Source organism: Achromobacter agilis (assembly GCF_900496965.1).
In the GTDB taxonomy this organism is placed as follows: domain Bacteria; phylum Pseudomonadota; class Gammaproteobacteria; order Burkholderiales; family Burkholderiaceae_B; genus Achromobacter; species Achromobacter agilis.
Window position 1 is genome coordinate 30192 of record NZ_UFQB01000030.1, and the last position, 14767, is coordinate 44958.

At 66.0% G+C, this 14767-nt stretch carries 11 protein-coding genes; 3 read left to right on the top strand and 8 right to left on the bottom strand.

What is annotated here, in order from left to right; genetic code table 11:
* Genes AGI3411_RS26195 through AGI3411_RS26215 form a run of 5 tightly spaced genes read right to left on the bottom strand, consistent with a single transcriptional unit; the run spans position 1 to position 7676 of the window.
* Complete coding sequence (locus AGI3411_RS26195) at positions 1-1323, bottom strand: OmpP1/FadL family transporter (RefSeq protein WP_129530242.1); 1323 nt, start codon at positions 1321-1323, stop codon at positions 1-3.
* A gap of 31 nt (positions 1324-1354) precedes the next feature.
* Positions 1355-3322, bottom strand: coding sequence for a 3-hydroxyacyl-CoA dehydrogenase NAD-binding domain-containing protein (locus AGI3411_RS26200; protein ID WP_129530243.1), 1968 nt, complete (start codon positions 3320-3322; stop codon positions 1355-1357).
* Positions 3319-4614, bottom strand: a complete 1296-nt coding sequence (locus AGI3411_RS26205) for an acetyl-CoA C-acetyltransferase (protein WP_129530244.1) — start codon at positions 4612-4614, stop codon at positions 3319-3321. Before AGI3411_RS26205 ends, AGI3411_RS26200 begins: the two co-directional genes overlap by 4 nt.
* 12 nt (positions 4615-4626) lie before the next feature.
* Positions 4627-6975 (bottom strand): acyl-CoA dehydrogenase, encoded by a 2349-nt coding sequence (locus AGI3411_RS26210; RefSeq protein ID WP_129530245.1) that lies wholly within the window; start codon positions 6973-6975, stop codon positions 4627-4629.
* A gap of 29 nt (positions 6976-7004) precedes the next feature.
* Positions 7005-7676, bottom strand: coding sequence for a TetR/AcrR family transcriptional regulator (locus tag AGI3411_RS26215; RefSeq protein WP_129530246.1), 672 nt, complete (start codon positions 7674-7676; stop codon positions 7005-7007).
* Between the two features lie 386 nt (positions 7677-8062).
* On the opposite strand from AGI3411_RS26215, the gene AGI3411_RS26220 reads away from it, so the two are divergent.
* The 3 genes from AGI3411_RS26220 (at position 8063) to AGI3411_RS26230 (ending at position 12009) form a co-directional block, all read left to right on the top strand.
* Complete coding sequence (locus AGI3411_RS26220; RefSeq protein WP_129530247.1) at positions 8063-9667, top strand: glucosamine inositolphosphorylceramide transferase family protein; 1605 nt, start codon at positions 8063-8065, stop codon at positions 9665-9667.
* Positions 9668-10233: 566 nt separating this feature from the next.
* Positions 10234-10983 carry a helix-turn-helix transcriptional regulator gene (locus AGI3411_RS26225; RefSeq protein WP_129530248.1) on the top strand — a complete coding sequence of 250 codons (750 nt, stop codon included), beginning with the start codon at positions 10234-10236 and terminating at the stop codon, positions 10981-10983.
* Between the two features lie 357 nt (positions 10984-11340).
* On the top strand, positions 11341-12009 hold the full coding sequence (locus AGI3411_RS26230; protein ID WP_129530249.1) for a helix-turn-helix transcriptional regulator: 669 nt from the start codon (positions 11341-11343) through the stop codon (positions 12007-12009).
* A gap of 57 nt (positions 12010-12066) precedes the next feature.
* Here AGI3411_RS26230 and AGI3411_RS26235 read toward each other — a convergent pair whose 3' ends face one another.
* From AGI3411_RS26235 to AGI3411_RS26245, 3 genes are read right to left on the bottom strand one after another with little or no spacing between them, the layout of a single operon-like run.
* Positions 12067-13320: a glycosyltransferase WbuB gene (locus AGI3411_RS26235; RefSeq protein WP_129530250.1), complete on the bottom strand. Its 1254-nt coding sequence runs from the start codon at positions 13318-13320 to the stop codon at positions 12067-12069.
* Complete coding sequence (locus tag AGI3411_RS26240) at positions 13317-13877, bottom strand: putative colanic acid biosynthesis acetyltransferase (protein WP_129530251.1); 561 nt, start codon at positions 13875-13877, stop codon at positions 13317-13319. Before AGI3411_RS26240 ends, AGI3411_RS26235 begins: the two co-directional genes overlap by 4 nt.
* Positions 13874-14761: a glycosyltransferase family 2 protein gene (locus AGI3411_RS26245; RefSeq protein WP_129530252.1), complete on the bottom strand. Its 888-nt coding sequence runs from the start codon at positions 14759-14761 to the stop codon at positions 13874-13876. Before AGI3411_RS26245 ends, AGI3411_RS26240 begins: the two co-directional genes overlap by 4 nt.
* Positions 14762-14767: the final 6 nt, after the last annotated feature.

A 14767-nucleotide genomic window follows, 5' to 3' on the forward strand; every position in this document is an offset into this window, starting at 1 on the left:
CTAGAAGCGGGCCGACAGCTGCACGCCCAGGATGTGGCCGCTGCTGTCGTAGGTGCCCGCGACGCGGCCCTTGGTCAATTGGTTGCCGGACGTGGTGTCGATGTCCGTCTTGCGCAGGTACAGATAGGTATAACCCACGTCCAGCGTCGTGTTCTTGGTGGCCTGCCACTGCACGCCGGTCGAGAACCAGTAGCGGTCATTGTCGGGCAGCGAGGTCGGGCGGTCGGATTCCTTGTAGACGGGCGACTGGTCGTAGGCCACGCCGAACTTCCATTTCCAGTCCGGCGCGAATTTGTAGTTGGCGCCCAGGGCGACACGCCAGGTGTCGCGGAAGTTCAAGGGCAGTTCGTCGTCGCGCGCACCGGCGCCCGAATTGCGGATCTTCAGGCTAGGAATGCTGCTCCAGCCAGTCCACGAGACATCGCCCAGCAGCTCCCAGCGTTCGTTCAACTGGTGCGCCGCGCTCAGGATCAGAGTGTCGGGCAGGGTCACCGAGGCCTTGGCGTCGAACGACACCGAGTTACCGCGCGGATAGATGTTGTCGATGTCGGTATCGCCCTTGGCCGTGTGCTTGATCTTGGAGCGATAGGACAGGCCGATGCGGGTGTCCTCGGTGGGCTGCAGCATGAAGCCCACGTTCCAGCCCCAGGCGTCGCCCTTGAGGTTCAGGTCGGCGTCGCCGGTCGTGCCCAGCGGCATGCCGGGCACGGGGACCACGGTTTTCTTCTTGTAGTTGGCGTCGATGTGCTGCCAGTTCAGGCCGAAGCCCATCGAGAACTTCTCGTTGACCTTGTACGCGATCGAGGGGTTGATGTTGATGGTCTTGATGTCGAACTTGTTCGAGTGGTATTGGCCGACCCAGTCGTCGTCGTAATCGGTCATGAGGCCGAACGGCGCGCCGATGCCCAGGCCCAGGTACCACTGTTCGTTCAGCTGCCAGGACGCATAAAGGTTGGGCACCACGCCCAGGTTGCCGGCGTCGCCGCCGTTGCCGCCTGTGGGCGCCGAGCCGCCCAGGCCCGTGCCGGGCAGGCCGGGAATGCTGGGGTTGCGGCTGTCGCCGTTGTCCTTGAATTTGAAGGACGGCTTGATCAGGTTGACGCCGCCCGACACGTTGAAGCCGGGCAGGTAAGTCATGCCGGCCGGATTGTAGTAGATGATGCTGGCGTTTTCCGGATTTGCCGCCGAGCCCGCGTACGCGTTGCCCAGACCGCTGGCGTTCTGCTCAAGGAGCTGAAAGCCGGCCGAGTGGGCCGCCGTGGCTGCGCCCAGGCCGGCCACGACGACCGACAAGGTGCTCAGGGACAATGAACGTCTGCTCATGGTACTGCCTCCTCGTGTTGGATATATGCCGCTATTGCACTGCGGGTCCAGCCATCCCGGCAGAGGCCGGTCTGTCACTGCCTTGGTAATGCATGGGGCCGCCCGTGAAGGGAGCGAACCCCGTACCGAAAATCACGCCCGCGTCGGCCAGGTCGGCGTCGGCGACGATGCCTGCATCCACGCGCTGGCGCGTGGCGTCGATCAATGGCTGGATCAGGCGCCGCGCCAGTCCGGGCGGCGCGCCGCCCGGGGCGCCGGCGTTCTTGACGGGCTTGCCGTCGCGCCACGCGTAGAAGCCCTGGCCGCTTTTCCTGCCCAGCTCGCCGCGCGCCAGCCGGTCGGCCAGGCAGCGGGGCGGGGCGGCGCCGCCCGCCAGTTCCTCTCCGGCGGCGCGCGCGATGTCCAGGCCGACCGTGTCGGCCAGTTCCAGCGGCCCCATCGGCATGCCGAAGGCGACCATGGCCGCGTCCACGGCCTGCGGCGCGAGGCCTTCGTCCACGCTGCGCATGGCTTCCAGCATGTACGGCGCCAGCACGGCGTTGACCAGGAAGCCGGGAGCGCTCCTGACGGGCAGCGCGAGCTTGTCGATCTGGCCCACGAAGGCGCAGGCGCGGGCCTGCGCATCGCCCGCATCGCCTTGCGCATGCACCACTTCCACCAGCGGCATCTTGGCCACCGGATTGAAGAAGTGGATGCCGACCAGCCGTTCGGGGCGGGCGAGGCCGGCGCGCAGGGTCTCGAGCGACAGGCTGGAGGTGTTGGTGGCGAGCAGGGCGTCCGCCTTCATGCGCGGCTCCAGGGACCGGTACAGCGCGCGCTTGGCGTCGGGCTGCTCGCTGATCGCCTCGATCACCACGTCGGCCAGCGGCACGCCGTTGGCCGCGGGGTCGGGAATCAGGCGGTCGAAGGCGGCCCGCGCCAGGCGCGGATCCTTCAGGCGGCGCGAGAACAGTTCGGCCGCGCGCTTCAGGGCGGGCGCGATGCGGGCCATGTCCTGGTCCTGCAATGTGACGGTCATGCCCTTGAGCGCGCACCAGGCCGCGATGTCTCCGCCCATCACACCGGCGCCGACCACGTGCACGCGGCGCGCGGCAGCGATGCCGGCCTGCTTGCCGTTGGCCTTCAGGCGTTCCTGCAGGCGGAACACGCGCAGCAGGTTGCGGGCGGTGCCGGACGAGGTGATGCGGTCGATCAGGCCGGGCGCCTGCAGCGCATTGCCGCCGTGCTTTTCCCAGATATCCACGATGGCGGGCGCGGCGGGATAGTGGCCTTGCGGATCCTTGGCCGCGATTTGCTTGCGGGCGCGCTGGGCGACCAGCGATTTCAGCGGCCAGCGATTGGCCCAGCCTCCAAGGCCGCGCGCGCGCCGCGCCGGCTTGCCCGACAGCACGGTCTGGCGGGCGGCGGCCAGCAGCAGCCGGGGCGGAACCCGCGCGTCCACGAGGCCCAGCGCCGCGGCGCGGCGCGCGTCGGCGCCGCGGCCCGTCAGCATCATGTCGAGCGCCGCGGGTGCGCCGATCAGCCGCGGCAGGCGCAGCATGCCGCCCCAGCCGGGGAAAATGCCCAGCATGACCTCGGGCAGCGCGAGCGAGGTACCGGGCTGGTCCGCCGCCAGACGGTAGCGGCAGGCGAGCGCCAGTTCCAGGCCGCCGCCCAGGCAATGGCCTTCGATCAGCGCGAGGGTGGGATAGCGCAGCGCGGCCAGGCGGTTGAATAGATTCCAGCCGCGCGCGACCAGCGCGCGCGCCTGTTCGGGCGTGTCCAGGCTGGCGAACTCGCTGACGTCCGCGCCCACGATGAAGCCCGTGGCCTTGCCGGACCGGATGACGAGGCCGGCGGGGGGCGCCGTGTCCAGCGCGTCCAGCACGATGGCGAACTCGGCCAGGGTGTCGGCCGACAGCGCGTTGACGGCGCTGCCGGCGCGATCGAACGTCAACCAGGCCAGGCCATCGGGATCGCGGTCCAGGCGCCAATGGGAAAGCGTATCGATCGTCGTCATGGGCGGTCCTCGTCCAGGGTTTCGACCAGCATCGCGCCGCCTTGGCCGCCGCCAATGCAGATGGCCGCCATGCCGCGCCTGGCGCCGCGGCGTTTCAGGGCATCGAGCAAGTGCAGCACGATGCGGGCGCCGGATGCGCCGACGGGGTGCCCGATCGCGATCGCGCCTCCGTCGACGTTGAGCCGGCGAGGATCGAGGTCGCCCCAGGCCGCGGTGCCGAAGTGTTCCCGGCAATAGGCGTCGTCGCGCCAGGCGGCGAGGCAGCCTAACACCTGGGCGGCGAAGGCCTCGTTGATTTCCCACACGTCCAGGTCATTGAGCCCCAGACCGTGGCGCTGCAGGATCGGCGTGGCGGCGTGCACCGGACCCAGGCCCATTTGCGCCGGGTCCAGGCCGGCCCACTGGCTATCGACGATGCGGCCCAGCGGCCGCAGATTCCATTTGCGGACGGCTTCCTCGGAGGCCAGCGCCAGCATCGCGGCGCCGTCGGTGACCTGCGAACTGTTGCCTGCTGTGATGTTGCCCCAGGGTTTGTCGAACACGGGCTTGAGTTTGGCCAGTTTTTCCGGCGTGGAGTCCGCGCGCACGCCATCGTCTTCAGGGTACAGCCTGCCTTGCGTGTCGATCAAGGGCGCGATCTCGCCCATGGCGCCCGCGGCGCGGGCCGCCAGCGCGCGCCGGTGGCTCTCTGCCGCATAGGCATCCATCGCGGCGCGGTCGATGCCGAAGCGCGTAGCGAGGTTCTCGGCGGTCTGCCCCATGGACAACCCCACTACGGGGTCCGTGAGCCCTTTGAGCAGGCCGATAACGGGCGCCAGGTTGCGCAGCCGGAAGCGGCGCAGCGCCGCCAGTTTGGCGCCCGCGCCGCGGGCCGCGTACCAGCCGGCCAGCCAACGCACCATGTCGTCCGAGAACAACACTGGCGCGCGCGATAGCGCGTCCGTGCCGCCGGCCAGCACCAGTTCCGAGCGGCCGGACTGGATGTTGGCGATGCCGGAATCCAGCGCCTGCATGCCCGATGCGCAATTGCGCATCACGGTCCACCCCGGCACTTTGTTGCCGCAGCCCAGCCGCAGCGCGATCACGCGGCCGATGTTCACCTCGTCGGGGGAAGGGGCGGCGCAGCCCACGATGACCTCGTCGAAGTCCGATGGCGCGAAAGGCTGGCGCAGCAGCAGGGCGCGGCCGGCCTGCACGGCGAGGTCTCCGGCGGAGAAGGGGCCCGGCCCCGTGCGCGCCTTCAGGAAGGGCGTGCGAGCGCCATCGACCACGTAAACCGGTTTGAATGCCATCCGATTCCTCCCTCAGGCGACCTTGCGCTCGGCCGCGGGCTCGATGTGGTCCTGGGCGCCGAAGTCAAAGGCGAAATCATCCACTTTGACCACCGTGTCGCGCAAGCGGTTGCGGCGCTTCACCACGGCATATTCTTCCGCGGTGATTGCGCCGATCGCGAAGGCGGCATCGGCGATGTCGCGCACGTTGGCTTGCGGATTGCCGTCCAGCGCGCCGCGTTTTTCGAGCTCGCGGATCTTGGCTTCGATGGGCTCGGCCTCGAGCGTGGCGGCCAGCGCCTGTTCGATGGCGCCCACGGGTTCCTGCTCGGTGGCGGGCAGATGGCAGCCCGCGGTCAGGCGGTCGCGCGTGGCGCCGGGATGGATGAGCAGCCGCGCCACGTCCTGGCCCAGTTGATCGGACGGCAGGGCCTGGCGGCGGCCCCACGGAAAGATCAGGCGCGCGAGGCTCCAGGCCACCGCCCGGTTGGGCAGGTTTTCCAGCACGCCGTCGAAGGCTTGCTGCAGCTTGAACAGCGCATCCTGGATGGACCAGTGCGCCAGGGGCGCATCGGCAGCCTGGCGGCCTTCGTCCTCGAAGCGCTTGAGCGTGGCGCTCACCAGGTACATCTGCGAAAGAATGTCGCCCAGCCGCGCGGACAGGCGTTCGCGCCGCTTCAGGCTGCCGCCCAATACCAGCATCGCGGTGTCGGCGAGCAGCGCGAAGGCTGCGCTGTAGCGGCTGAGCAGCTGGTAGTAGCGCTTCATGTCCGGCGCGACGTCGGCGTTTACGCCGACATGGCGCGCGCCCGTCAGGGCGGTGCCTGCGGTGCGCAGCGCGTTCTTGACGACGAACGCCGCGTGGCCCCAGAAGGCCTGGTCGAAGTCGGCCAGCCCTTGCCGGCGGTCGGGAGACTGCGCGGCCTGCATTTCCGCCAGCACGTAGGGATGGCAGCGGATCGCGCCCTGGCCGAAGATGATCAGGCTGCGCGTGAGGATATTGGCGCCTTCCACGGTGATGCCGATGGGAATCTGCTGGTAGGCGCGGCCCAGGAAATTCGAGGGGCCCAGGCAGATGCCCTTGCCGCCGATGACGTCCATGCCGTCGTTGACGACCTGGCGGGCGCGTTCGGTCACGTGGTATTTGACGATGGCGGAGACGACCGAGGGCTTTTCGCCGAGGTCTACCGCGCCGGCTGTCATGCTGCGGGCGGCGTCCATCATGTAGGTGTGGCCGCCGATGCGCGCCAGCGCTTCTTCCACGCCCTCGAACTTGCCCACGGGCGTGCGGAACTGGCTGCGCACGCGCGCATAACCGCCGACGGCGCGCGCGGTCAGCTTGGACATGCCGGTGTTGGACGAGGGCAGCGAAATCGAGCGGCCCGCCGCCAGGCATTCCATCAGCATGCGCCAGCCCTGTCCCGCCATGGCGGGGCCGCCGATGATGAAGTCCAGCGGCATGAAGACGTCCGTGCCGCGTGTGGGGCCGTTCATGAACATCGCGTTCAGCGGGAAATGGCGGCGGCCGGTGTCCACGCCGGGATGGTCATGCGGCACGAGCGCGCAAGTGATGCCCAGGTCTTTCTTGCCGCCCAGCAGGCCGTCCGGATCGTACAGGCGGAACGCCAGGCCCAGCAGGGTGCAGACCGGCGCCAGCGTGATGTAGCGCTTGTCCCAGGTGACCTTCATGCCGATCACTTCGCGGCCCTGCCATTCGCCCTTGCAGACGATGCCGCTGTCCGGGATCGCCGCGGCGTCGGAGCCGGCCCAGGGGCTGGTCAGCGCGAAGGCCGGGACTTCCTCGCCGCGCGCTAGGCGCGGCAGATAGTGCTTCTTCTGTTCGTCGGTGCCGTAGTGCAGGAGCAGTTCGGCGGGGCCGAGCGAGTTCGGCACCATGACGGATACCGCCAGCGCGGAGGAGCGCGTGGATAGTTTGGTCACGATCTCGGAATGGGCGTAGGCGGAAAACGCCAGGCCGCCATATTCCTTGGGGATGATCATGCCCAGGAAGCCCTGGGCCTTCAGGTAGTTCCAGACGTCCGCGGGCAGATCGTAGCGTTCCTGCGTGACGTTCCAGTCGTCGACCATGCGGCACGCCTCTTCCGCCTGGTTGTCCAGGAAATGCTGTTCTTCCTCGGTCAGCCGGGGGCGAGGGTAGGCGAGCAGGCGGCTCCAGTCGGGCCGGCCGCGGAACAGTTCACCTTCCCACCACACCGTGCCGGCTTCCAGCGCGTCGCGCTCCGTGTCCGACATCTGCGGCAGCACCTTGCTGTACAGGTTGAAGATCGGGGCGGACAGCAGGGCGCGGCGGATGGGGCGCACACCCACCGCGACGGCGGCCAGCAGCACGATGACGGCCAGGCCGAGGATGACTGCGTTCATGTTCTTGCCTCCATGGATGTTGGGCGCCGCTAGGCGGCGGGCACGTGCGGCAGGGGAGAGCGCAGGCCCCCGAGCAGGAAGCTCATCAGGCGGGGCAGCAGCAGATCCGGGTTGTTGGGTTGTTCGGCTTCGTCGATGGTCCAGCCCGTGACGGAACGCAGCAGGTCGGTGCCGATGATGGCGTACGAGGTGGCGCCCAGCATGAACTGGAAGCGCCACATGATTTCCGCCTTGGGCACGTCGGGCAGCGCCGCGAACAGCGCGTTGCGGTAACGCTCCAGCACGTCCGCGTATTCCTCGGCGAACAGGCCGCGGATGAAATCCGATGGGTCGGTCATGGTGCGTTCCAGCAGCGGCAGGAAGGTGCTGCCGGCCTGCGCGGGGTCGGCGGCCAGGCGCAGCAGCGTGCCGAAGAAGGCGTCCACGATCTGCGACGGCTTCAGGGGCTTGCCTTCGGCTTGCGCCTCTAGTTCGTCCAAAAGCCGCAGGCGCTCGCGGTTCAGCACCGCGAGGCGGCGTTTGAGCACCGCTTGCACGAGTGACTCCTTGGAGCCGAAGTGATAGTTCACCGAAGCAAGGTTCACGCCGGCCGCGCTCGTGATCTGCCGCATCGAGGTCGCGTCGTGCCCCTGCTGCGCAAACAGGGCCTCGGCGGTATCCAGGATCACTTCTTGGGTAGTGGGAGATCTGGTTTCTTGCATAAGGTTGAATTCAAACGTTCGTTTAAAAACAATTATGCGTTAGGGATGGCCGAGATGCGAGCCTCGGCTATCCCCAATAGGGTTTACCACTAGCGTCGACGCACCCAGCAGGTAGCCCCAATCCGTCGCCAGGCCCGCTCAGCCACTCGGATGAGCGTCGCCATGCAAGTGGCGGAGCGGGGCTCTCCACCGTCCGGAGGAGGCTGAGCCTTTCGTCCTCGGGCTCGCGCTCTAGGATAAATGTGGGCTGGAAGATAAGCGAAAAAGCCCGCAGTATCAGCGCGAGGAATCGAATGTTCAGCACCGACAAAACCGGCATGCAATGGCTAGCCCGTTCGCCGTACGGGCAATGAATCCGAACTCGCCCCGACACAGGAGCAGGAGAAATGAAGACCTACAGAGTGGGACTGCTGGTTGATGGGTATGAGCAACCCGGCTGGATGCACGAGATGGTCGAGTGGCTCCGGCACAGCCAGGATTTCGATGTTGCTGCTTTGCTGGTGATGAGTGGGTCGGTCAACGAAAGGTCGCCTCGCCTGGGCGTGCGGGCCCTGTTCGGCACGCTGTCGCGCCTGGAAGCCAGGCTGCTCCCCGCCAAGCAGCGCGACATGCTGGCTTGCCACGATTTGCGCGACAGCCTGCCGCCGGGAGAGGTCGCCGTCCTACTGTTGGCGGCGGATGCGGCGGCGGCCGACGCGCAGGACGAGGTCGCCGCGCTGGAGCTGGACCTGGTGGTCACGTTGGGCGCGTCGCCGGCTTCGCGCGAACAGATGGCGGGATGGGCGCGGCTCGGCGTGTGGCAACTGAGTTATTCCGATATCGCGGTGGCGACCAGCCGGTACGCGGGTTTCTGGGAGGTCTATCAGCGCGAGGACCACACCACGGTGAAGCTCTGGCGCGTCGGCGCCCGCGTGGAGGACGATGAACTGCTGGACCAGCGCAGTTTCAATACCGAAGTGTTCTGGCTGAAGAATCAGGCCCGTGCATTCAGCCTGGGAAACTTCATGGTCTATGACGCGTTGCAGGCGCTGGCCCGCGCCAGGCAAGGCGCGGCGCCGCCAGGTATGCAGATCATGAGCGGCCAGCGCCGGGACAATCCGGCTGAGTGGAATAGCGCCGCCTATATCGCGCGTCAGGCGTGGTTAATGTCCGATTTGATTGTGCGGCGCGTCATGAAGCGCAATGTGCGTTGGCGGATTGGCATGTTTCCGTCCGCGAGGCAACAGGCCGTGGTCTCCGAGGCCATGGTATTGCAGCCGCCGAAGGGAAGATTTTTTGCGGATCCCTTTGTATATACCCAGGACAAGAAACCATATATATTTTTCGAAGACTACGATTTTAATTCCCGCAAAGGGACGATTTCGGTTGCGACCTACTCCGACGGGGCTTTCCGCCTGCTTGGGACGGCCTTGAATCTGCCGTATCACTTGTCGTTTCCCTACATATTCGAGCATGATGGCATCACCTACATGGTGCCGGAAACCTGCGGAAATCGCAGTATAGAATTATGGAAATGCACGGATTTTCCGCTGAAGTGGGAACTGGATGTTAATCTGATGACCAATATATCGGCCGTGGATACGATTATTTTCAAGCACGGAGAATATTGGTGGCTATTAACTAATATCGACCGGACCGATGGGCAGAGCCATTGCGACGAATTATTCGCCTTTTTTGCCGATTCACCGCGTTCGACGGAGTGGACGCCACACGCGTGCAACCCGATCGTGCGCAACCCGATGCGGGCCCGCAACGCCGGAATCGTTGTGTCGCCTGGCGGAGAGGTGATCCGCTGCGCCCAGTACCAAGGTTTCTGCCACTACGGCAAGGGCGTTTCCCTGAATCGGATCGAAGAGCTTTCACCCTCTACATATGTCGAGACGGACGGCGAAATCCACTACGCGAATTTCCTGAGGAAGCGTCATGCTTCAATGCACCATTGGCATCATCAGGGGGGGCATACGGTATTTGATTTCGCCTATATGGAGTAAATGATGCCGGCGGCGCAAAAATTAAAATGTTACCCATATTTCGAATAGGGAACGCACGCAGGGGCTTGATGTGTCCGCGGATACATCTAGACAGCTATCGGACCCGATATCGGAGATTCATGGCCGCGTCCGGCGGATGCCCCGGCGCGGCTTTTTCACGGCTGTAACAGTAGTACTGGAGGCTGCGGTGCGCGTGCCGGTAGGGCCGCCGTCATAGGGAAAATGCGCCTGCTTGCAGAGGAAACCGCTGGTAGAAACCCTAGCGCCAGAAAGAACGAAAGGAACATCTCATCCGGATTTACGATAGTGATTAAGGCTAACGAATGATTTCTGTTTTTGTCGGATTATATCGACCCGAAACGTCTTGATTTTGCCAATTTCGAACCATAAGATGGGTCCATGCCATCCGTTATGTTGGCTACCAAAGTCTCCCAGCCCAAACGCCCCGGTGCGGCTTCATTAGATATTCCGGGATATTGCGGACCACCCCCGCAGGGTTGGATAAAAAATAGTCTTCAGCACAGCGAAGATCCCTTCTAGGCCCGTCGAAAAACCGGGAGGACACCATGGCCAAGATGGTCCTGATTGAAGCCCATCCGCTCCTGCGGCTGGGGTTGTGGCAGATTCTTAGCAAGTTGGATGATGTGTGGGAAATCGAGGGGATGGGCCTGGCGGATGTATCCAAGGCCGATGGCGTGCATGCGGGTGCCGATCTCCTCATCTACGGGTTGCCGGTGGACACCGATGAGGCGTGGAACGCGCTGCATGAAATTCAACGCGTCCTGACGCCCAAGCGGATCCTGCTTCTGACGGACGTCATGCCGTTGCCCATGCCGGTACAGGGGCTGCCCGGCGCAAGCGTCTACGGCTGCCTGATGAAAACGGCTTCGGTCGAAATCCTGGAGGCGGCCATTCGCCTGGTCATGGCTGGCGGGCAGTGCTTCCCCAGCGAACAGGCCCTGCAGGCGTCCAGCCAGGCGGTCTGCGCATTGCCCGTCCGGGATACCGAAGAGGCGGCTGCCAAGGGCGCCATGCCCGTCAGCGCCGGCGCGCAGTTGCTGCAGATCACGCCGCGTCAGTATGAAGTGCTGGTGCTCCTGGCCCGGGGGTATCCGATCAAGACGGTCAGCAGGATGCTCAATATTTCTGTGGCCACGGCAAAGACGCATGCTTGCACGCTGTACCAAAGGTTGCATGTCAAGAACAAGGGCGAAGCCGTATACGCCGCGTTGCAGCGCGGCGCGACCCTGGAATGGCATGAACCGAATGGCAGGGATGTAGACGCCGGCCAGATGTACGGGCGCAAGGTTGGATAGCGGTTGCGGGTTGCGCTGCCTGCCCGGCAGCCAGGAACGCCAGTTCCGTTGCTGCCGGGTCCGCGCATAGCCACCATGGCTACGCCATACATAGCAGTGCGGCGGTTGCAATGCAACCGCATTCCACCACCATTCATCCACCTGAACGAGATTCAGCGAACGTAGCCGCTGATAGCATGGGTTGTGTCCGCAAGCATGGGTTGAAAGGGCGATCCACCACCGCCTCGCCTACGCGATCCGATGCCGTGGACGAGCTTCCCGTGAGGTCGGTGACGCAAATAGCCTGCCGTTGCAGCAACGATGCGCCAGCGTCATGGGAACCGTGTATGGGCCATGTGTCACAAGGTTCCCCCTCGGATGACAACCGTACTGATCGAAGACTACGCTCTGCTTCGTGTCGCGATCCAGCATGTGCTGGAGCGTGTGCGGAACGCCGACGATATCCTGGCCATCTCGCCAGCGCATCTGCTCAATATGTCCAGCTCGATCAACCGCCCAGTGGAACTGCTGGTCGTGGGATGCAGCGGCCTGGCGGAACAGGACGTGGGGCTTCTGTCGCAGTCGATGGCATTTTTCATGCCCCGGCTGGTTCTCGTGCTGTATTCGGTGCTTGATCAGGGCGTCATGGCGGCGTGCGCGCGCGCCGGTGTCGCCGGCTACCTGCCGAAAGCGTCCAACCCGGACGCGCTGGCGGCCGCGGTGAGCCTGGTGCTTGCGGGCGGGGAGTGCTATCCGCAGCCCGTTGCCCGGCCGCAGGGCAACGCGCATGCGCCCACGCAGGAGCTACGCGAACTGACGCAAAGGCAGGAAGAGATCCTGCAGCTGCTGGTGCAGGGGAAGACCATGCGCGAGATCGGCGAGCAGGTCGGCATTTCGGTGGCGACCGTGAAGAGCCACGCGCGCACCCTGTACTGGAAGCTCAATGCGCGCAACCAGGCCGAGGCGGCATACATCGCGGTGCAGATGGGGCTGGTCAGGAGCGGGGGCGGCACGCCGCCGGCCCGACACGAGCCGAACGATACATAGGGGCACGCCCCGCGGGGGCTCCCGCGTGGTATGCGAAGCCTTCAATCCGTGGGGAAATCAGACGCCAGCGCGCCGGGCCGCGGGCTTGCCCTTGGAGGCCGTGACCGCCTGGAACTCGCGTTCGGCTGCCGCCAGCACCGCATCCACGTGCAGATGGGCCAGCGCATACTGGCGCGCAGCGGCGCCCAGCGTTTCGCGGATGTGCGCGTTGTCGCTGAGCGTGCGCACTGCCTCGGCCATGGCCGCGCCATCCTCGGGCGGCGTCACGAGGCCGCAGTCTTCAACGACAGAAGCCAGTTCCGTGCCCGGCGCGGCGCCGCACACGACGGGCCGGCCGCTGGCCAGCATGCCCGTCAGCTTCGAGGGCATCACGAGATCGGCCGCGCCGGCGCGCTGCGGCAGCAGGTGGATGTCCGCGGTATTGAGCAGCTCGCCCAGCCGTTCGGCCGGCTGCAGGTCGAGAAAGCGCACGCGTGGGAGTCCCTGGCACTGGGCCTCGAGCGGCGCGCGCTCCGGGCCCTGGCCGCAGAACACGAACCACAGGCGATGCTCGCGGCGCAGGCGCCGCGCCACGTCCGCCAGTGTCTGCAGGCCTTGCTTGCCGCCCATGTTGCCCGAATACAGGGCAACGATGGCGTGCTCCGGTATGCCCAGTTCGGCGCGATAGCCGCCGCCTTCGCGCGGTGCGATCGCGTCCACATCGATCCAGTTGGGCAGCAGCACCGCGCGGCCGGGCTCCACGCCTTTGGACAGCGCCAGATCCAGCATGCGGTTCGAAATCGTGGAAACGCGGTCGAAGCGGCGCATCAGCCAGCGCTCTGCGCGGCGCACGGCGGCGCGCAGGCCGGCGCCCTTGAGCAGCCCAAGCTCGAACGCGGCATCCACCTCGTAATCCTGGATATGCAGCCACGCCCGCGCGCCGCACAGCCGCGCCGCCAGCCAGGCGGCGGGCGCGCAGAACAGCGCGGGTTCGACGACCAGGATGACGTCGGGCCGCCCGGTGGCGGCGCGCAGCAGCGAGGGCAGGCTGGACAGCGCGAAGCTCGCCAGGTGGACCAGGCGCTTGAGTCCGCCCGGTTTCCCGGGCACCCAGAGCGGTGCCCGCCGCACCGTGACGCCGCCCCGTACTTCCTTGCGGTAGCGGCCCGCCCGGTAGCCCGCGTGCACCACCCACTGGGGGTAGTAGGGCGGCGCGGTCACGACGCTGACGTCATGGCCGCGTGCGGCCAGCCATTCGGCCATCTCGGCGCTGTACTTGCCGATGCCGGTCAGCTCGGGCGCGTAATTGATGCCGTAAATGAGGATCTTCATGCCGGCCCCGCCTTGCGGGGGCGGACCGGGCGGCAGGGGTTGCCATGGCACACCATGGCGGGGGGCATGTTGCGGAACACCGAGCTGCGCGCGCCGACCACGGCCTCCCGCCCGATGGTCACGCCGGGGCCGACGAATACGTCGGTCGCGACCCAGGCGCCTTCCTCGACGCGGACGGCGCGTTCGCGCAAGGGGAACTCAGGCTGCCCGGCATCGTGGTCCGCCGCGCAGAGATAGCTGCGCTGCGAGACCACCGCGTGCGCGCCCACGTAAATGGGGCCCAGGCTGTAGATGACGGCGTCGTCGCCGATCCAGGCGTAGTCGCCGATCTCGACCTTCCAGGGGTAGGTCACCGTGGCGGTGGGCCGGATCAGCACCTTGCGGCCGATCTGCGCGCCGAAGCAGCGCAGCAGCCAACGGCGGAAACCATACGCGACTTGCGGCGACCAGCGGAACAGCGTTCCCTGCACCATCCACCACAGCTGCACCGTCAGCGCGGAGCGGCCGCGCTGGCCGGGCGCCAGCGCAAAGCGGTCAAGACGCTGGAGGGCGCTCATTTCGCGGCTCCTGCCACGGCGTCGTCGCGCGCGGCGGCGGCGCTGGCCAGCCGCGCCTTCTGGATCTCCTCGGTCTTGATCCGGATCTGCCAGTAATACATGGCGCGCGCCACCGCGTAGTCGTAGCCCGCCTTGCCGTCCAGGAAACCCAGCCGGAAAACGTAGGAGTGCAGGAAGGAGATCGGCGCCTTGAACGGCATGGCCTGGAAGATGCGCTTGAGCAGCGCGCGCGCGCCGACGTTGGCCTCGCGCGGATCGTTCATCAGGCCTTTGGTGCGGAGGTTCGCTTCCCAGTCCGAGTAGCGGTTGTGCTTGTCGAAATAGTGATAGAGCGAGTCATGGTCGTTGTGCACCATGCGCTGGCGCAGCGCGAAGGTCTCGCCCTCGACCTGCGGCTGGTAGTGTCCTTCCACTTCCCACATGTGGGCCACGTCCAGGTCGTCGTAGTCCAGGAAGCGGGACCGGTCTCGGGCTAGCAGCGCCAGCTTGTAGACGCGGTGGCCGTGTTCCAGCTTCTTGCCGCAGAACACATAGTCGAAGGGTACGAAGGCGCCGCCCGCGCCGGCGGCAAAGCGCGGCAGGACCTCGCGTATCTCCGCGGCCAGCCTGGGCGTCATTTCCTCGTCGGCGTCGACGTACAGCACGACCGGGTGCGTGAAAGGCAGCTGCTCCAGGCACCACTGTTTCTTCTTCGGGTACTTGCCGTTCCATTGGAAGTTGGACACCTTCGCGCCCAATGCCGTCGCCATCGCGCAAGTGGCGTCGGTGCTGTTGGAATCCACGACGAAGACTTCGTCGAATTCGACCAGCGCCTTCAGGCACTTGGCGATGTTGCGTTCCTCGTTCTTCGTCATGACGACGACCGAAACCGGTATTTTCTGCATGATGCT